Consider the following 19,682-nt stretch of genomic DNA (forward strand, 5'->3'; position numbering starts at 1 on the left):
TTGTGTACGCTTTATAGAAGTTCCCTTAATCCTTCTTGTTTTGTGATAGGTCTCACAAACTTTAGTAAACGTTTGCGGTGTTGCACATTTACTTTGGGATATAAATCGCTATCATGCCCACCCATCGGATGAGTTCGCACGGACAGCGGCCAATTTACAGTACAACTTGAAGAGTTTTCACACTATGCGTAAATCACTTTTAGCTCTTGGCGTTGTTGCAGCAGTTGCTGCAGTGCCAGCATCTGCAGAATATCTATACGGTTTTGGTGGTGTTTACCTTGATCACCAGAGCTGGGATCACGGTCCAAACGCAATCCAAGATGGCCAAGACGGCAAAGGTCGTAACCAATTCGTACTAGGTATCGAAGGTGGTGCAGGTTTCACTTGGGGTGAGCTATATGGTTTCTACGACCGCGAGAGCGTAGAGAAAAGCTCTTCTGAGCAGAAAAACTCGATGAAAGGTACTGCGCACGTTTACCTAGGTGACTCTGGCGTTTCTCTATACGGTCAGGTTTACCACCACGATAACCCTAACCAAAGCGAAACTAACCGCGTTCTTGGTCTTGGTTACACAGCGCTTAAAGGCGATAACTGGTTCTTCAAACCATGGGTTGGTGTTCACGACATCACGTCTTGGGATTCTTTCTCACCAAACCAAAACGTTAATGGTAGCAACGGTTACATGGCTGGTTGGACCGCACGCTACGGCTTCGAAGCATTTGGTCAAAACTTCTCATTCGTTAACTGGAACGAGATCGAGTTCGATCGCAACGACGAATACGCTCAAAACCAAGGCGGTAAAAACGGCCTAAACGGTGCGTTGCTATTCAACTGGCACGCAACTGAGCACCTAACTGCTGCTATTCAATACCGTTACTTCAACAACAAACTTGGTGTTTACGGTTCATCAGGTAGCAACCAGCAACATTACGGTGACGCTATCATCTACCGTATGCAGTACAACTTCTAATTCTCAGAATGTTAGAAGTTCGAAAAAATGGCGCTCTCGCGCCATTTTTTGTATCTAAAATTCGCGCACTAAGCTTTCGACCAACTTAGCTAACTTTGCTATCCTTCTCGCTTCATTCACTACCCGTAGATAATTGTGAACATTACCATTCTAGGCCCTGGTGCCGTTGGTTCCTTATACGCTTACAAACTTCATCTCGCTGGTCATTCTATTTCTCTTTGGGGACGTACTTCATCTAGCAAAATCGAGGTAACTCTCGATGATGGGGAAAGCATTGCGTTCAACAATCAAAGCCTTGAAGATCTGGAACGATGTGACCTGTTGGTTGTGACTGTAAAAGCGTGGCAAGTGAAAAGCGCGCTACTGCCGCTCCTGACTCATCTTCACCCAGACGCTATCATTCTGTTTTTGCACAATGGGATGGGAACCGTTGATAGCCTATCGGAGCAGCTGGCACATCGGCCTGTGCTGCTGGGTACGAGCACACACGGTGCTCTCAAGGTAAACTGCTCTACCATCCACCATACAGGTATCGGACAAACACTCATCGGCGCATGGAACAAAAAAGGTCAGCAGTGCGAATTTGTCGCCGAGGTCTTTGATCATGGTTTCTCTCCGGCACAGTGGCACAGCGTTATCCAACAAGCGTTATGGACTAAGCTGGTAATCAACTGCGCAATCAACCCGTTGACCGCCATCCTCGACTGTCGCAATGGTCAACTGGCAAACCATGAGTATCGAGAGCAACTATTTAGTATCGTAAAAGAAGCGGTTACTTGCGCAAGGTTCGATGGGGTCGAGTTAGATGCACCGGTTTTACTCGACACCGTAGTGAATGTGGCTAAATCTACGGCACAAAACTACTCGTCTATGCACCAAGACATTTATAATAAAAGGCAAAGTGAAATCGATTTTATCAACGGTTACGTGGTCAATATTGCTACTAAACACCATGTCGATATACCGAATAACTTATCCCTGTATCAAAAAATTAAGCAAATAGAAGCAAGCTGGAGCCAGCATGACTAAAAAGGTACTTGTCCCTATCGCCCCAGGCACGGAAGAAATGGAAGCCATTACCATCATAGATATTATGGTGAGAGCAGGTTTTGACGTCACCGTGGCGAGCGCTGACTTCGATGGCGCATTGACGATGAAAGCCTCCCGTGGGGTGACCTTAACGGCCGATTGTAAATTGGTAGATATTGCTGACGACGAGTTCGACGTTATCGCACTGCCTGGCGGTGTCGGTGGTTCGGAAGTATTCCGTGATAGCACACTATTGGTAGAGATGGTTCGCCAACACAAATACGATGGCAAACTCTTGGCAGCCATTTGCGCAGCGCCTGCTCTTGTGTTGCAACATCATCAGCTATATCCAGATGCCCTAATGACTTGCCACCCAAGTTTTAAGTCTCATATCTCTGAAAATCGTTGGCGCGATAAGCGCGTCACCATGGATATCAACCACAACCTGATCACCAGCCAAGGACCAGGTACTGCGCTTGAGTTTGCCATCGAGATCATCATTGCACTCTGCGGTAAAGAAAAGGCATGGGAAGTGGCTGAACCAATGGTTACCAACCCAACGTTGCATTACCACAAAATGGGAAAGTACGATGACTGATTTACAAGCAATTCGTGACCAGTTCCCAGCGATTGATGGCGAGACAGTTTATCTAGACAGCGCGGCGACGACACAAAAGCCGCAAGCGGTGATCGATTGCATTACCAACTACTATCGCAATCAAAACGCCAACGTCCATCGTGGTACCCACTCGCTGACTGCACTGGCGACATCGCGTTTTGAAGCGGCACGTGAAACGGTCGCACGTTTTATTAACGCCAGCAGCGAGAAAGAGATCATCTGGACACGGGGAGCGACCGAGGCGCTTAACCTCATCGCTCAAACTTACGCTCGTAATCAATTACAGCCAGGTGACGAGATCTTGGTCTCTGAAATGGAGCACCACGCTAACATCGTTCCGTGGCAAATTGTCGCCGAGCAAACCGGTGCCAAAGTGGTCAAGGTACCAATGGGTCAAGGTTGTCAGTTTGACCTCAATGTATTCCGAACATTGGTAAGCAGCCAAACTAAAATCGTCGCCGTGGCTCAAGTCACCAATGTGACTGGCACCGTGCTGCCACTCAACGACATCATCGCCATTACTCGCACCAATAGCCAAGCCATCGTAGTGGTCGATGGCGCGCAAGGCGTGGTACATCAACCGACTGACGTTCAAGCGCTGGATGCCGATTTCTACGTCTTTTCGGGACATAAACTCTATGCACCTGCAGGTATTGGCGTGCTGTATGGAAAACTCGCTCTGCTCGAAGCAATGCCACCCTGGCATGGCGGCGGAAAAATGGTCGAGAAGGTCTCGTTTGAGGGGACAACATTTAGTGAGTTGCCAGGTAAGTTTGAAGCTGGAACACCCAATGTTGCCGGCGCTTTGGCGCTTGCCTGCTCTATTGAATGGCTAAGTCAATACAGCCATACCGATCTTGAAAAGCACATCTGTGCGCTACAAAAACGCGCCTACGACGCCCTTAACCAACTCGATGAAATTCAAATCATCGGCTATCAGCCAGGTGCTAGCGTCATCACCTTTGTCATGGATGGCGTGCATCATCAAGATTTGGCCACGCTACTCGACCAGCAAAATGTAGCCGTACGGGCTGGACACCACTGCGCTCATCCGCTTATGGACGCGCTAGGCGTAAAAGGTACCGTGCGAGCCTCGTTCGCAATCTACAACTCTGAGCAAGATGTTGACCGCTTTATTGCGGCGGTAGAAAAAGCCGTTGATATGCTTTAAAACGCAAAAGGCCACTGGTAGGAATGCCCGCCAATGGCCTTTTTATAATCACTGCATTCGATGCGGCTGCTAAACGCTGTTAGAGAGAGCGCTGCGCCTGTTCGCGAATCGTATTCACGATGGCCTTGAGGCCATTCCCGCGTGAAGGGCTAAGGTGGTTGATGAGGTTCAACTGCTCGAAATAGCCTTCGAGATCGAACTCAACGATTTGCTGTGAGGTTTTGCCATTGAAGGCGGCCAACACAATCGCAATCAAACCACGAACGATACGTGCATCAGAATCCGCTTTAATTACCCAAGCCTCATCAACCTGTTCAAGCACTAGCCACACTGAACTTTCACAGCCCGCCACCAGCACTTGCTCTTGTTTATCAGCGTCATCCATGATGGGTAATTTCTTACCCCACTGAATGACTTGGCGGTAACGATCTTCCCAGCCTTTCAACTGAGTCATCGTATCGACAATTTGCTGCGCTTGGATTTCACTGCCAAATGGATTGCTATTACTCATCTCGACTGCCTATTACTTCGCTGCGTACTTTTGCAGAATTTTTTCAACAATGCGCGATACCGCGACAAAACCAAATGTCGCAGTCACAACCGTTGCCGCGCCAAAACCGCTGGCACAATCCATACGTTTTGGACCTTCTGCTGTGGATTTCACGCCACACACGCTACCGTCCGCTTGAGGATATTTAAGCTGCTCGGTCGAGAACACACAATCGATACCAAACTTACGAGCAGGGTTCTTAGTGAAGTTATGATGACGACGCAAGGTATCTTTAAGCTTTTTAGCTAGCGGATCTTGAATCGTCTTGGTCAAATCCGCCACCATGATTTGCGTTGGGTCAACCTGACCGCCCGCACCGCCGGTCGTGATGACCTTAATTTTGTTACTGCGGCAATAGGCCAGTAACGCAGCTTTCGGCTTGATGCTATCAATCGCATCCAGCACGTAATCAAAATTTTTGCTGATGTACTCGGCTACATTGTCTGGAGTAATAAAGTCATCCACCAGATTCACTTTGCACTCAGGGTTAATGAGCTTAACGCGCTCTGCCATCACTTCGATTTTACTTTGACCTACGGTACCCGACATCGCATGGATTTGACGGTTAATGTTAGTCACGCAAACGTCATCCATATCTATGAGTGTTAACTCACCCACACCGGTTCTCGCTAACGCTTCTACTGCCCAAGAGCCTACGCCACCAATACCAACCACACACACGTGCGCTGCACGTAAAATGTCGACCTCACTATGACCATAAAGTCGGCGTGTGCCACCAAAACGTTGGTTGTAGCTGTCAGAGGCAGGTTGGTTCAATTCGCGCATGGGTTACCTTGCATTGTCCAAGTAAAAAAGAAGAGTGCGATTTATACGCACTCTTACTAAAAAGGTCAACTCTGTCCGCTTAGAAGCCGCTACTCATAATGGCCTATTTGCTTTCGGTATCAGGCTTGTCTTGCGAAGATGTTGAAGGCTTAACCGACGCCTCCGGCGTGGTTGCTGGAGAGGTCTTTTCTCCCGGCATCAACCATGGGTCTGCTGTTGTCGAGTTTTCTAACCCCAATTTCCACACGCGACCAAAGTGCTTGTAGTGACCGGCTTGAGTACCGGCAAACTCGCCCATACCGTGATAAAGATCGAAGTGGTTACCTTTCACTGCACCACCTGTATCCAGCACGATTAGCAGTCTTAACTCGTGTGCGCCACTCCACGTACCATCAGCGTTAAGCAGCGGCACTTCCGCCAGTATCGGAGTCCCCATTGGAAATGCAGAGCGATCGCCCGCAACCGATGCCATCGGTAATAGTGGAATACCTGCAGTACCTCTTACTGGCGCTGCATTTTGAGGCTGGAAGAATACAAACGATGGGTTTTCCTCTAACAATGCCTGAACCGTTTTCTCATCTTGTGCCATCACCCAATCTTTGATCGCTTTGAGTGACATTTTCTCTTTTGGCACTTCACCGCGTTCTATCAACACACGGCCAATACTCACGTACGCTTTATTGTTTTTTCCTGCGTAGGCAAAATACTCTAAGGTGTCGTCATCTTCAAAGTGAACGAAGCCACTGCCTTGCACTTCCATAATAAATGGATCGATGAGGTTTTCGGCATAACCTAGTTCAAGCCCCTGGCCATTGAGTGCACCGCCATAAATTTCTGCGCGAGTTGGACATTCTTGCTGACAATCTGGCATCGAGTACACCGGATAGCGGAACTTCTCATCCGGCTCGTGACGAAGCTCCATTACAGGTGAGAAATAGCCAGTGAAAAGTACATTACCTTTGTTATCACCACCGCCAAGTTGCGCCGCTTGAACTCCGTAATTTGCCAACTGTTTGGGATCACCACTTTGCACAGCCCATACTTCTAGCTGTTCGTATAATGGTTGATAGGTTTTCGCCATAGATGGCGAGGCAGTGACCACCTCATTCGCTTGGGCAGCAAATGTATGAAAGTTACGAGGTTTGTTGGATTCAATTTGCTCTGTTTTATTTAGTAGGCTAGTGAAATCACCATCGTGTTTCTGCTGAGCGCGATCGCTTTGCGCGCAGCCAAACACCAATAAAACAGAAGCAAGAGGCAGTATACGTTTGATCAAGTTAGTCATCCCTTATGGTTCGTGCATTCAGGATGGCAAACTCTATAAAAAAGCGCAATAAAACCGACGCTTATCTCAGGTCTTTTTTGTGTTTTCCTGACAAAACAAACGTTGGGTTGTAATGAGTTGGTGAAAGCTGTCGAATCTCGGTCTTGTTGCGGTTAAGAAATTGATAACGATACTCGGTCACCCCAACGGTAAACCAAAGCTCTGTCGCGGACAGTTCAAAAGAGGTGGCGACCACTCGGTTATTGATCACCACCTTGTTGTCACCAAGCTCAAACGACGCTCTCGCATAAGGAGCTACATCTTTCTCTACCCACACCCCAAACACCCCCGCTTTAGGGTTGATGTGGTCTTGAACTCGACCATATAAATCGTTGTATAGGCCAACCACAGAGGCTGTGCCCACTAATGCCAACAAAATTAGTGCTCGTTCCAACCATTTATTGGGTCTAATCGTACTGCGAGGCGTTAACGTGACATCCACGTTACTGACAATACCACTCTCTTTGCCTTCACTCATAGTTCGCCTTCTTCTCTATTCTGGGTCAGTGTGTCACTTGATTCATAACGGGGCAAGTCTCTCCATTGCTCCATGCTAAATTTTCCTTGCGCATCATTGAATAAAAAGTCATTATTTCAACATAAATAAACTACGAGTAATCATTGTGAAGATCCGCAGTACCGCCCTCGTAAAAGGATTTCGGCAGTCCACTCCGTATGTTAATGCTCACCGCAACAAAACCATGGTCATCATGCTGGGTGGAGAAGCATTCACCGACAAGAACTTCACCAATATTGTGAGTGACATCGCGTTACTACACAGTTTGGGCGTCAAGTTAGTGCTGGTGCATGGCGCAAGGCCGCAAATAAACCAACTTCTTGAACACAATGATTGTCACTGTCCGTATCACAAGGGCATTCGCGTTACGACAGAAAAGTGCTTAGATTATGTGATGCAGGCAACGGGGCGTCTGCAACTGGATATCACTGCACGTCTCTCTATGAGCCTGAATAACACCCCCATGGCGGGCAACCAGCTCAATGTTATTAGTGGCAACTTTGTCATTGCCCAACCGCTCGGCGTTGATGATGGCATAGACTACTGCCACAGTGGTCGCGTACGCCGCATTGATATTCAAGGTATCAATCGCGTTCTTGAGCAAGGTTCAATCGCTCTACTCGGTCCGGTAGCGGGCTCGGTAACCGGCGAGACCTTCAATCTTCTCTCTGAAGAAGTGGCGACCCAAGTTGCTATAAAATTAAATGCAGATAAGTTAATTGGCTTTTGTTCAGAGCAAGGGGTGCTCGATGAAGCCGGCAATGCCATCGCTGAGCTGTTCCCTTCTGAAGTCAATCAACTGATTGAACAGCTTGAAGTCAAAGAGCTGTCTGATGAAGGCCATAGTAGCGGGACTCTGCGTTTCTTACGCGGTGCGCAATCTGCTTGTCGTGCAGGGATTCCACGTTGCCACTTAATTAGTTATAAAATCGATGGCGCTCTGATTCAGGAGCTGTTCTCTATTGATGGTATCGGCACACAGATTGTGATGGCCAGTGCTGAGCAAGTCAGACAGGCTGACATTGATGATATTGGCGGCATTTTTGAGCTGATTCGACCTTTGGAAGAAAAAGGGATTCTGGTTCGCCGCTCTAGAGAGCAGCTTGAGCAAGAGATCCACCAGTTCACCTTGATCGAAAAAGATGGTCTGGTCATTGGCTGCGCAGCACTTTATCCCTACCAGCAAGAAAAGATGGCCGAAATGGCTTGTGTAGCGATCCATCCTGATTATCGCGATGGCAATCGCGGCGTCCTGCTCCTGAATCATATGAAGCAGCAATCAAAAATGATGGGGATTGAGCATATATTCGTACTCACCACACACAGCCTGCACTGGTTTAGAGAGCAAGGTTTTCTCGAAGTAGGAGTAGAATCGCTGCCGATGGCGAAACAAGACCTCTATAATTTACAAAGGCGCTCAAAGATCCTATCGGTCTCGGTGTAGCTTTTACAGAAACATTCATGGCGACTTTCAATTTATGAAATCGATTGCCGTCATGAATTAGCACAAATCGTTTTACAAAAGGTCAACTCCTGTTTAAAATTCACCCAAATCACAGCTATTTATGTGACAGGACTCCCAAAAAGCAACGTGCTGGCGGGCAGTGCAAGGAATGCTAGGTGAACACCACATTCAAGAGTGACATCTATGCGAACGGTTATTTGTAATTCGATTCAAAGTTTCTGGGATATGGCGGAAAACCACTTCCTAGAAGGACTCAACGTCCACTGTGTTTTTCCTGTATCCGAAAAAGTCAAATCGTTAATGGCGATTTACCAGCAGCAGTATCGGATCAAGCAAATCACCTACTCTGAGGTCTTTAATCCAGCCTAACGCGGCCTAATTATTCCCAGACCAAATTATTACCAGAATAGGTACTGCCAAGGACGGTAGAGCTTCTCCCTTAGCCACTTTCCGATTTAGCCACACAATTATCTTTCCCAAAACTATTTATTAAACCAACCTCTATTACGCCAAACGCAATGACAGCCCACTGTGACGCAGCGTTTTATGACGTATCCCCTTACCCAAGACTTTGCCATCGGCCACTAAGGTGAAACGAGTTTTTGCGCGGGTAATTCCGGTGTAAATCAGCTCTTTGGTGAGCAGCGGGCTAAATTCGCCCGGCAATATCATAAAGGTATGGGCAAACTCACTGCCTTGAGATTTATGAATCGTCATGGCATAAGCCGTTTCATGCTCTGGCATTCGACTCGGCAATACCGACTTTATGCTGCCATCAGGGAGCTCAAAGAAGACCTTCAGCCTTGGTGTTTGCGCACTATGATCCCATAGACAAATTCCAATATCACCGTTGTAAAGTCCAAGCCCATGATCGTTTTTCGTCACCATTAATGGTCGGCCCACATACCAAAGCTCCTCACCGCGCGAAATCAAACCGCGCTGCTTAAGACGCGACTCTATTCTCTGGTTGAGTCCGGTCACGCCAAAATCGCCCTCTCGCACTGCACACAGCAATCGGTTTTGTGCGAATAGACCTAAGACTTGACGCGCCACGCCGTGCTGCCAATTCACCAAAGCATCCGCGCTTTGCAACGATTCACCTTGTGGTGACGCTGCTCTGGATTCGGTCAAATACGGCTTGTAAGCCCGCACCATAGAATCAATCAGTTTTTGATAGCTATCACCACTGAGTGGCAGCCATTCAATATCCTCAAACCCTTTGATCCAAACTTGTTCGAAGCCTCGGCTACTTGCAGCGTTAACCTGTTTAGCCAGTTGGCCAATGCCGGAGCGCGCGTCAAAACGGTAGCTTTTTTGCAGAACGCAAAGACTATCAGCGAGTGGCGATACCAACTGCTTGGCAGTACGCCCAAACTGACAATCAAACTGAGTGAGTGCTTTCACCCGTTCGTTTTGTTTTTGGCTGTAACCTTGAGACGAGAAGTCACAGATATCGGATAGCACCGCACCCGCTTCTACTGAGGCGAGCTGATCTTTATCACCTAATAAGATAAGCCGCGCGTGGCTTGGCAGGGCATCGAGTAATCGGTGCATCATAGGCAAATCGACCATAGAGGCTTCATCGAGCACCAACACATCCAAATGCAAAGGATTGGTTTTATCGTGCCTAAACTCAACACGGCCAGGAATGGCACCAAGCAATCGATGCAGGGTACTCGAATCGGTTGGAATGCGCTGTTTAAGATCCGGTGACAGCGCCAAGACATCCACCGCTTTACCAATCGATTCAGTCAGACGCGCCGCCGCTTTCCCCGTTGGCGCAACCAACTTAATGGTGGGCGTTTCTCCTTGCGCGCTCGCCTGATGCACCATTGCCGCGAGCAGTTTGGTGACTGTCGTGGTTTTACCGGTACCAGGGCCTCCGGAAATGACGGCGAAACGACGCGTTAGCGCTACCGCAGCCGCTACCTTTTGCCAGTTCAAGCAGGCAGTGAGCGGAATTGCAACATCCAACAATTGAAGCTCACTGGCGGAGTTCGCTGACGTCACAATGCGATCCACCTGATCCCAATCGATCGAGCCATCATCAACAACGTCTAGGAAATCACACACCAATTGCTGTCGTGAAACTTGGTTGTTTTGTTCTGCAGGGATCAAAGCGATTGCCGAGTACAAATAGTGATACTCTCGGGCAAACAGCTGATCAAGGATCTGCGCCGCTTGCTTAAGTTGAGAGTTCGGCAACTCAATCGGCGTCGCCATCGACAACAGGCGCTCTGCGATGGTTTGCTCATAGTAAAAATAGCGCTGTAAATAGAGCCGATTTTGCTGCCAGACTAGAGGTGTGACCGTGCCTTCTAAGGATGCACCAGGCGCCAACACACTGATCGTTGACGCACTTTCCATGACCTGCTGCCAATCAACCTGATTGACCTTATCTTCCAACGGCGTAGCAGCGGCGCCATAGAGTCCAATCAGGCTTGGTAACGGTGGTAGAGCCTGCTCAGCTACGTCGCTATCTAAGTCACTATCTAAGTTGACACAAATGTGGCCTTGACCAAGCTGGCTACTTGCGAGTGCCGCCAGCCACATCACTTCATCAGGAAACTCAGTTTCAATAGATGCGACAAACTTGGCGAACTGATGATCCAGCGGTCGCAAACATTTTTTATCAACCAGATCGGCAATCCAATGTGAAAAAGCGCGCTGTGCAGTCATTAAAATCCAAGCCCCATTTGTTGATTCTCTCCGTCGCCGGTATCACTGTTATCAGTATCGATGGCATTCGCCGATAGTTCACCGGAAATAAGCGCATCAAGGTTTTCAATCATTGCCTTGGTAGGACGCGCGTTGAAAATTCCCGCGTCGGAGTTCGGCTCAATGCCGCGTAAGAACAGATAGTAGACGCCGCCAAAATGCTGCTCATAGTCGTAATCACGAATACGCGTTTTTAAGAAGCGATGCAGCGCCAACGCATAAAGTTGGTATTGCAAGTCATAGCGATGGTCGACCATGGCATGTTCGAGCTGAGCTCGCTGGTAACTGCTGCTATCTTCACCAAGGTGATTCGATTTCCAGTCGAGGACGTAGTACTTGCCTTGATGCTCGAACACCAAGTCAATAAAGCCTTTCAACATGCCTTTGACCGTATAAAAGCCCAACTCATGAGCCTTGGCAGATAAGCTGTCGTGGCGCTGAATCACTCGATTAAGCGAAGGGGCATCCAGCACATCTATCGGCAATAGAAACTCCATCTCCACCAAGCGCTGCACGGGGCTTTTATCTCTAAGATATAGGTTCTCACCGTCTAGCGCTGTGTTCATCACCTGATCCACCAGCAAAACAATCACTGGCAGCCACTCTGCGTCATACTGCTCTTTGGCTAGCAGCTCGGCGATGACCTTTGCGTTATGCTCAGAGCCAGCGGGCTCGGTAAACTCAATTTCTTCAAATACCGTGTGAAGGAAGGTGCCTGGACGAGCGCCTTTTGGAAAATGGAAGATGGTTTTCTCCGGCTCCAACAGCGGGTCAAGCTGCTGTTCGTCTGAAGAGTCGATATCTAAACCCGACTCTTCAATAAACACCTCATCACTGTTGCCATGGTGACTCTGTTTTACCAAGGCCGAATAGCTCGTCAGACGCCAATCACGGTCAATGGTGTGACGCTGAATTTTCGCGCCGAGCTCAGGCGTGGATGCTAACGGTAAACGATACGACTCACCATCGGGCTCTGGTGGCGCAGTGATGGCAATATCACTGCAAGATTTAGCTAATTGGTTCAGCATGGTTTCTAGCTCGCTGACGCCCAGTTCTTGGCCATTTTGCACCAAGAAGCCTAGCGCACTGTGGTGCACGCCGGTGGGCTCTTTAGTAGAGCGGCCGTTGCGAAGCGGCGCAATACCGATAAAACAGCCATACACAGCTCGAGTCAGCGCTACATAGATAAGACGTAAGTCTTCCGCTAGGCGTTCTTTGTCTGCCTGAGCCAGTGCAGCTTTGGACTTTCTAAGATCCAGCACCGATTCCTGATTTGTAGCATCATAGTATTTCGCTTCCATCGCCTCGCGATAGCTGACCACAAACGGCAAGTAAACCAAATCATATTCAAGGCCTTTCGACTTATGAATCGTGATGATTTGCACTAGATTTCGCTCCGACTCCAAACGCTGAATGTGCTCATCGGATGCACCTAACCCTTGCTTAGCATCTTCGATAGACTGGGCAAACCAACGTAGCAATGCGGTGTCACTTTCCACATCTTGCCTAGCGGCTTGCAATAGCTCACCCAAATGCAAATAGTCGGTCAGTAAACGCTCTCCACCTACGGTAGCCAATAGCCGATTCGACATTTCTCGCTTAAACAGCACCGAGCGCAGCATGGGCAATACACCGCGCGACTGCCACAACTGACGGTAATCACGAAACTCCGCAATCACTTGCTCCCACAAATTCTCATCGTTGTTCAGGCCATCAAGCACGTCAGCGGGTAGCGCAAACAACTCTGAGGCGAGCGCACTTTTTAGTAGTCGTTCATCGTCTTGATACCAAATCGCTTGTAGCAGGTGCAGCATATCTTCTGCTACCGCGCTGGAGAACACACTATCTCGATTCGACAAATAAACACTGGCAATGCCGCGCTCAGCCAGCGCTTGTTTGATCAGTTGCCCTTCACTTCCGGTTCGAACCAGCACAGCAATATCACCCGCTTCAACCGGATGTTCGCTATCACCATCGGCAAGCACTACCTGTTTGGTTTGCGACTCCATCAGCACCGTTTTGATGTGCTGAGCCGTGGCAGCAGCCATATGCTGCTGATAGTCACCTTTAGCGACAGGCGCATCGGCGTCTTGGAGCCAAAACTGCAGCGCAGGTTGACTCTCACCATGTTGTAGCCACCGACGTTTTCCAGCTTTAGGGCTGGCATTGACCGGATAAAAGGGTATGTCGCTGTCGTACAAGAACGGCGAATCTGCCTGTTCAAACAGCGCATTGACGCTGCTGACCATACGCTCACTGGATCGCCAGTTGGTGCCCAAGGTGTAGTGATCCACAACCTGATTTCTGGCTTGGATATAGGTGAAGATATCCGCGCCACGAAAACCGTAAATCGCCTGTTTAGGATCGCCAATCATAAACCAGCCACACTCGGGATTATCCAAATACACTGAGCTGAATATTTGGTACTGCAGTGGATCGGTATCTTGGAATTCATCGATCATCGCCACTGGAAATTGGCTGCGAATTTTTTCGGCTAAGCGCTCGCCGGATTCCAGCTCTAAAGCCGCGCTAAGCTGAGTCAGCAGATCATCAAAAGAGAGCCACTGCTTTTGCTGTTTGGCTAACGCTAATCGCTGTCGACACGCTTTAATCGCCATTGCGAGTAACGGGGTTTTCAGCTCAGGAGGCGTGGCTAGAAAGGCTTCAATCTCGGCAAAAATTGCCATCGTTGGCGGCTCGCCTTTGGGCGTTTTTTCAATCAGTACCGCTTGGGAGAACTTTTCAAGTGCGCTTGGTAAGCTGTAATCTAGCGTCTCTTGCTGAGCCCATTCAGTAATGCTTGCCACCCAAGTCGGCAGGGATTTTTTGGTGTAACTGCGTTTATTCACATCAGACTGGGCGATGCAAGTCACCACGTCGTCACTGACTGCCAACCAGCTAGCTTTTAGGGCTTTAATTGTATCTAAATTGGCTTGATGTAGAGCGGCAATGTCGACACCTTGACCATCGCTATCCGTGGCTGAGTCAATATCTTGCAAGGTGATCGCAGGGCCTGTCAGGTATCGGCCGATATCACTTAGTAGCGCACTTGGCGTTGCCCAAATTTTGCGGATTTCAGACGCCATCGCAAGGTTTAGCGGATAAAACTGACTGCGCCAAAAATCTGCGGCGACCTGCGCTTTTAACCGGCTTTCATCCGTCACGAACTCGTTGTTAAAACGAGAGCCTGATTCGAACGCATTTTGGGTCAGCATGCGCTGACAGAAGCCGTGAATGGTGTATACCGCCGCTTCATCCATTTGGCGCTCAGCCTGAAGCAAGGTTTCTGTGGCGTAGCGATGATCACTCACTTCCAAAAGCAGTGGCTGAATAACCGGATCGTCACTTTCTCCTCGAGCAAAAGCAATACGTGCCTGATGGATACGGGCGCGAATACGGTCGCGAAGCTCTGCCGTCGCCGCTTCGGTAAAGGTCACCACCAAGATCTGGTCAACCGTTAGCGGTTGACGATGACCACTGCCATCTTTGCCATGACCGAGCAGCAATCTTAGATAGAGACCTGCGATAGTAAAGGTTTTACCCGTACCCGCGGATGCTTCAATCAGCCGGGCACCATGCAATGGAAAGGTCATGGTGTTCAGCGCAGTCGGTTTCGATACCGATGCACTAGCTAACGCTTGGCCTGCCGCATTCTCTGAATACTGTGGCGAATCGCTATCCAAAAATGGGTTGTCTGAAGAGTGCTCATTTGGCTTCATGTCTGAACTCTACTGTGATCTAACGCTTAAAATCTAATTTAAAACAAGCGGATATAATTAATAACTATGTAAGTTGCGATCCCATTCACGGAATTAATCACCCTCACACTCTACTATTCCGCTCAGAAATACGGGTCCCTCTGACCCTCCCCGGCCGTCCAGCACTCTCCCTACACACTATAATTAAGACTGGCGGCCACTCCCTTTCAAAGGCCTTTCTTTCGATTAGAAAGGCTCTCAAGGATAAAGGCTTCAGCCCGTTGAGCTTGCCGAGTAGTACTCTTCTGCACTGATACTCATTGTTCGCGGCGCTTCCAATACTAAGTGCGCGAGTGTTTTAGCTTCACTAGCCAATGCTTCACTCCATTCATTCCAAACCCGAGAGATATAAGGGTTGTCTCCTTCACCGATCTGCATGAAGCCCCCTTGGAAACGGCCAGCCATTTTACTGAGCATTTTTTCATCACTCGGTGTCCACTGGCCGCGGCTGTAGTTAGCCTCAATACCCGCCAGTGCCGTTTCAGGGAAATAGCAAAGCGGCTTATCTAGACCTTGCAGATACAAGCGGACTAGCTGGGTTAAATAATCCTTGGCACTCTCAGCACTAAGCGCTGGATAAATGCGATGCACTACGCCTTCTTTTTTATCGTAAGCCAGCATATGAGTTTTACTTTGTCTGCCTGCCACGGCCACCAACAGATGATCTATCCATGCGGCGAGATAGTCGGTAGCGCGCAGCCTACCGCTTCGATAGCGCACTACACCACTTTGATAACACCCGGTTACCCAGCCTTGCAGCGCGACATGACAATCATCAATGTCTAAGGTCAAATCGACTTCGACATCTTCAGCTTCTTGGCTCACTAACGGCGCAATGGCCTGCGCCAACTCTTGGGTTTGCGACACGTTAGCGGCAAACTCCAGCTCGCCAAACTCATTGACGGGCAAATAGCCCTTGGCTTTTTGTTCCGCTTTAAATGCGTTCAGTTTATCGCCTTCAATGTGACCTTTGGCCTCTATCATGGCATCTAATAAAGATTTGCGAAGACCAAAACTTTCCAATCCACTCAGCGCAAATGGCTCTTCATCTTCTAGTCCGAGAAGGCTTTCCTCAAAGTTAACTTGCAGACGTCGATTAAACAGATACTGCACCGGCAAGCGCCAGAAGCGCTGTAACTCGGTCAACTCCAATTCGACCTTTTCACCTTGCGCTCGGGCAATGGGCTCTAAATTAAACGGCAGCGATAAGCTTTGCGTCGCCTCAAGCGTTGTTTGCTGCGCCGATGGTAACCACTCAGCGGCGTAACTTTGTAGTGCACTCGTAGCATCAAACTGAGCAGCGCTGAATGGCACCATAGGGTATTCACGCAGCAGTGATTGAGTGAGCTTGGCGCCAGAGCTATCAACGTCTAACGCTTCATCACCTTGCAAACAGTAGTTTTGCTCACAGTATTCTAAAAGCTCTGAAACCAACACCGATGGCACGCGCTCAGTATTGTCTTGAATGGAACGCCCAACGTAACTGATGTAGAGGCTTTGCTGCGCTGAAAGCAGCGCTTCTAGGAATAGATAACGGTCATCGTCGCGTCTTGAGCGATCGCCTGGCTTGGTTCGTCCTACCATGAGGTCAAAGCTCTCAGGCGGCACACTCCGCGGGTATACACCGTCGTTCATACCAAGCAGGCACACGGTATTGAACGGGATAGAGCGCATTGGCATCAGGGTACAAAAATTGACTTGTCCTGCCAAAAAGCGCTGACTAACGCGTGAGCCAGAAAGCTTATCAATGAAGTACTGACGCACGATGCGCGGTGCCAGTGCCTCGTCGTATCGCGCATCCAATAACTGATCGCCAAGTGCCGACAAAGTATCGCGAATCGACTTAACAACGACCTCACCTTCAATATCCACGGCAAAAAAGTCATCAACCAATTGATTGATGCCGCGCTGCCACTGCTCGATACCCATGGTGTGATTTAACACCTTGCGATAATGCGCCAGCTTATCGATAAACTGCGCCAGTTTACCGGCGGTCTCGGCTTGCATGCCTTGAGTTTGCTCGTAAGGAGAAATGCTCTCGTCGCCGACCATGAGTAGGCCTGCGTGCTCACTCACCGCATAACCCGCCAACATACGAGAAATACCAAACATCCAAGAGTTTTGACCAAATTCAGGCAAATCAAATTCGCTTGCCGTTTGGTTATCAATACCCCAGCGGATCTGCGCCTCTTCCACCCAAGCACGCAGCAGCGAAAACTCATGTTCGCTGATATCAAATCGCGCCATGATTGCAGGCACTTCCAACAGCTCAAGCACTTCACTGCTGGTGCAGCGTAAGTCAGGCAGTTGCAAAAGCTGGTTAAAGGCGTTGAGTAGCGGGCTTTCTTTATCGGCCGTGCGATCAGAAATAGAGAACGGAATGTAACGCTCACCAGAGGCATTGCCGAACACCGCTTGAATCGCCGGGCTGTAGGCATTGATATCAGCCACCATGACGATGATGTCACGCGGCTTCAATTCCGGATTGCGGTCGAACATCGCCAGCAAATTATCGTGCAGCACTTCCACCTCGCGCATTGGGCTATGACAAACATGCACCGATAGCGAGGTATCACCCGCGGCAATCGCGGGTTTGTGGCTAGATGAGAGTAACGAAGCATCGTCTTGATGCTCTTCTAGATTGAGAATATCTGCCTGAAGATTGCCAAGTAGGGTGGCTCTATCGACATCAACAAAGGCTTCAATCTCGTTGGATTCAAGTTGTGACAACAAGTACAGGTTGTCTCTACCCAGTTTACCCATCGATGCCAGTAAGCTGTTACCCACTTCAGAGAGATGCAGCTCGTCATCAACGTTCGCTTCCACATCGCCTTTAAGCTGCGGCGCTAACTCCCACTCGCCTTCTTGCCACTGCTGGCTGTCAGCAAAAGCATCAAGATCATTGAGCTGCTTACGCTTGGCGGCGGCGAGTTTTGCTAGGTATTTACGATCGCGCACCTCACCCCAATAGAATCGGCACGGGTTGGTAAACATCAGATGAACATCGATATGCTCACCAAGGGCTTTCAGTGCATCGAGATAACGAGGCGGAAGTGAAGAAATACCAAACACAAACAAACGCTTAGGAAGCTGGTTGAGTCCCTGCGCTTTGACATCTTGGTTATTGGCGAGTACGTCAATGAAGTGCTCATATAGGTTGGCACGGTGATAAGGGGACTGACCAAGCGCCACAGTATGATCGTACAGTGCTTGCCAAAGTTTTGGCTGCCACGGCTGCTCGTCTTCAAGCTCAAAAACCGGTAAACCGGCTTCCCACGCGGCTATCCATTCGGGACGATATACCAAGTATCCATCGTAGATATCGGCGATTTTTTCTGCCAGTTGATAGCGTTTCGATGCATCTTGGTCATCGGTTAAATATTGGGCGAGCGGCGCAAAGTCCGGGTCGTTTAAGTGCTCAGGCAAAAGGTGCATGATCTTCCACGTCATCGCTTCTTTGTTGAATGCACTGCGCGCAGGCACATCATCTAACACTTGAACAAAGCGATCCCATATAAAGGTGGCTGGAAGTGGGAAGTCAATGTTGGCCGCAATACCAAACTCTTGTGCCAACGCCATTTTCAGCCATTGAGACATGCCTGGGCTTTGGACGAGAATTTGTTCTTTCTCAAACGGGTTTTCAATAGGGTCGAGTTTGATGAGCTGAACCAACAAGGATTTAAGCACATCTATCTGATTTGAGTGGTAAACGGTGAACACGTGACGGCGCGCCTTTCGCTAATTTTCCTCCCTCAAGGTTAACACAGTCCCTGTGTATCTAAGACCTTTTACGCCGTGATATTTGCTTGTTTGGGTAAATAAGCAACGAGGTAACGAATCGCAACATAGCTGACAACAATCGTCGCCACAACAAGCTCGATATTGGCAAGCGCGGTGATCTGTTTCACCATCTCAACTGGCGCGTGCTGTGCGCTCATCCAAGCTGCGAGTTTGTATTGCGCCGTTGCGCTGATCACCATTGGGAAGGTAAAAGCAGCGTAACCCGGGCTGAATGGCAATCGCATCAGTTTGATAAACGCAAGGTAGATGAACAGTGTCATCAACACACCAATACCAAATAGCAGCGCAATAATGATGGCAGATGGCTCTGAAGCTACGGTTAGGTAACCGGCAAGCGATAGGCTCGCTGGCGCTGCCATAATCGCCATGGTTGGTTTGGCTGCATCTGGGATCTCATGAGTAAACACCAAACGGTAGATCATGGTTGGTAGCATGACCGCGTAAGCAACAAGGCCGAATACTAAAGCGCTGTTGGCAATCCACGCTAAGTCTGGATTACCCGAGAAGGCCACATCCGCCACGATAATGCCGACCGGTGGCACAAACCAACTTGGTACCATATGATGCAGTTCGAAGTCTCGCATGCGGTGGTAAGTAAAACTTGCCAAGAACACGATGTGTAGCGCCACAGCGCCAAGCCAGAGTGCATCACCGACATTGGGCGCAAATTGGCCAACAGAGTGAGACACCACCATGGTCGCCATAGCAAACGTTGGGGCAACACTGCCTACCACAGGGTGTGCTAGCTCCTGACGCAACACGTGATTATGGAACAAGTATTTATAAGCAAGGATAGCGAGCAACACGCTGGCAATTGCAGCGCCAGTCCACTGCGCGACATGATGTAGCGGCAGCGCATTTTCCCAGCACCAGCCAAGGCTGGCGATACCTAGAGCCAATCCAGCCATTGGGGTTGGCGCTGCTTTTACTCTGTTATGTGCTTTTGTCACTCTCGCAATCATCACAATCACCTC

General features: G+C 49.1%; 13 protein-coding genes and 1 pseudogene. 6 read left to right on the forward strand and 8 right to left on the reverse strand.

Annotated features, from left to right (window positions below; translation table 11 throughout):
- Nucleotides 1-184 precede the first annotated feature (184 nt).
- The 4 genes from ACVA6Q_RS08970 to csdA all read left to right on the forward strand — a co-directional run bounded on the left by ACVA6Q_RS08970 (nucleotide 185) and on the right by csdA (nucleotide 3,789).
- The gene (locus ACVA6Q_RS08970) at nucleotides 185-970 is read left to right on the forward strand and encodes an outer membrane protein OmpK (RefSeq protein ID WP_446647303.1); all 786 of its coding nucleotides are present in this window, start codon (nucleotides 185-187) and stop codon (nucleotides 968-970) included.
- 135 nt (nucleotides 971-1,105) lie between these two features.
- The gene (locus ACVA6Q_RS08975) at nucleotides 1,106-1,999 is read left to right on the forward strand and encodes a 2-dehydropantoate 2-reductase (protein WP_446647304.1); all 894 of its coding nucleotides are present in this window, start codon (nucleotides 1,106-1,108) and stop codon (nucleotides 1,997-1,999) included.
- On the forward strand, nucleotides 1,992-2,597 hold the full coding sequence (locus ACVA6Q_RS08980; protein WP_353496832.1) for a DJ-1 family glyoxalase III: 606 nt from the start codon (nucleotides 1,992-1,994) through the stop codon (nucleotides 2,595-2,597). The genes ACVA6Q_RS08975 and ACVA6Q_RS08980 overlap by 8 nt, the downstream gene beginning before the upstream one ends.
- Nucleotides 2,590-3,789, forward strand: a complete 1,200-nt coding sequence (gene csdA, locus ACVA6Q_RS08985; RefSeq protein ID WP_446647305.1) for a cysteine desulfurase CsdA — start codon at nucleotides 2,590-2,592, stop codon at nucleotides 3,787-3,789. Before ACVA6Q_RS08980 ends, csdA begins: the two co-directional genes overlap by 8 nt.
- Before the next feature lie 79 nt (nucleotides 3,790-3,868).
- Here csdA and ACVA6Q_RS08990 read toward each other — a convergent pair whose 3' ends face one another.
- The 4 genes and pseudogenes from ACVA6Q_RS08990 to ACVA6Q_RS09005 all read right to left on the reverse strand — a co-directional run bounded on the left by ACVA6Q_RS08990 (nucleotide 3,869) and on the right by ACVA6Q_RS09005 (nucleotide 6,927).
- Nucleotides 3,869-4,300 carry a SufE family protein gene (locus tag ACVA6Q_RS08990; RefSeq protein WP_446647306.1) on the reverse strand — a complete coding sequence of 144 codons (432 nt, stop codon included), beginning with the start codon at nucleotides 4,298-4,300 and terminating at the stop codon, nucleotides 3,869-3,871.
- Nucleotides 4,301-4,312: 12 nt separating this feature from the next.
- Complete coding sequence (tcdA, locus tag ACVA6Q_RS08995) at nucleotides 4,313-5,125, reverse strand: tRNA cyclic N6-threonylcarbamoyladenosine(37) synthase TcdA (protein WP_446647307.1); 813 nt, start codon at nucleotides 5,123-5,125, stop codon at nucleotides 4,313-4,315.
- Between the two features lie 184 nt (nucleotides 5,126-5,309).
- A pseudogene (gene mltA / locus ACVA6Q_RS09000) lies at nucleotides 5,310-6,401 on the reverse strand (murein transglycosylase A); the annotation flags it as partial.
- Between the two features lie 70 nt (nucleotides 6,402-6,471).
- Entirely contained in the window at nucleotides 6,472-6,927 is a 456-nt protein-coding gene (locus tag ACVA6Q_RS09005) for a DUF2850 domain-containing protein (RefSeq protein WP_446647308.1), read from the reverse strand.
- A gap of 145 nt (nucleotides 6,928-7,072) precedes the next feature.
- Between ACVA6Q_RS09005 and argA the strand changes: the two genes are divergently transcribed.
- Both argA and ACVA6Q_RS09015 read left to right on the forward strand, forming a co-directional pair.
- Nucleotides 7,073-8,410, forward strand: a complete 1,338-nt coding sequence (argA, locus tag ACVA6Q_RS09010) for an amino-acid N-acetyltransferase (protein ID WP_446647309.1) — start codon at nucleotides 7,073-7,075, stop codon at nucleotides 8,408-8,410.
- Between the two features lie 204 nt (nucleotides 8,411-8,614).
- A complete protein-coding gene (locus tag ACVA6Q_RS09015; RefSeq protein ID WP_353496838.1) occupies nucleotides 8,615-8,800 on the forward strand; it encodes a hypothetical protein in 186 nt (61 codons plus the stop codon).
- Between the two features lie 135 nt (nucleotides 8,801-8,935).
- Here ACVA6Q_RS09015 and recD read toward each other — a convergent pair whose 3' ends face one another.
- The 4 genes from recD to ACVA6Q_RS09035 form a co-directional block, all read right to left on the reverse strand.
- Nucleotides 8,936-11,110, reverse strand: coding sequence for an exodeoxyribonuclease V subunit alpha (recD, locus tag ACVA6Q_RS09020; protein ID WP_446647310.1), 2,175 nt, complete (start codon nucleotides 11,108-11,110; stop codon nucleotides 8,936-8,938).
- Nucleotides 11,110-14,742: an exodeoxyribonuclease V subunit beta gene (recB, locus tag ACVA6Q_RS09025; protein ID WP_446647499.1), complete on the reverse strand. Its 3,633-nt coding sequence runs from the start codon at nucleotides 14,740-14,742 to the stop codon at nucleotides 11,110-11,112. The genes recD and recB overlap by 1 nt, the downstream gene beginning before the upstream one ends.
- 378 nt (nucleotides 14,743-15,120) lie before the next feature.
- Nucleotides 15,121-18,627 carry an exodeoxyribonuclease V subunit gamma gene (gene recC / locus ACVA6Q_RS09030; RefSeq protein ID WP_446647311.1) on the reverse strand — a complete coding sequence of 1,169 codons (3,507 nt, stop codon included), beginning with the start codon at nucleotides 18,625-18,627 and terminating at the stop codon, nucleotides 15,121-15,123.
- Between the two features lie 68 nt (nucleotides 18,628-18,695).
- Entirely contained in the window at nucleotides 18,696-19,670 is a 975-nt protein-coding gene (locus ACVA6Q_RS09035) for a TDT family transporter (protein ID WP_446647312.1), read from the reverse strand.
- Nucleotides 19,671-19,682 lie beyond the last annotated feature (12 nt).

This window comes from Vibrio sp. DNB22_10_4 (genome assembly GCF_052879755.1).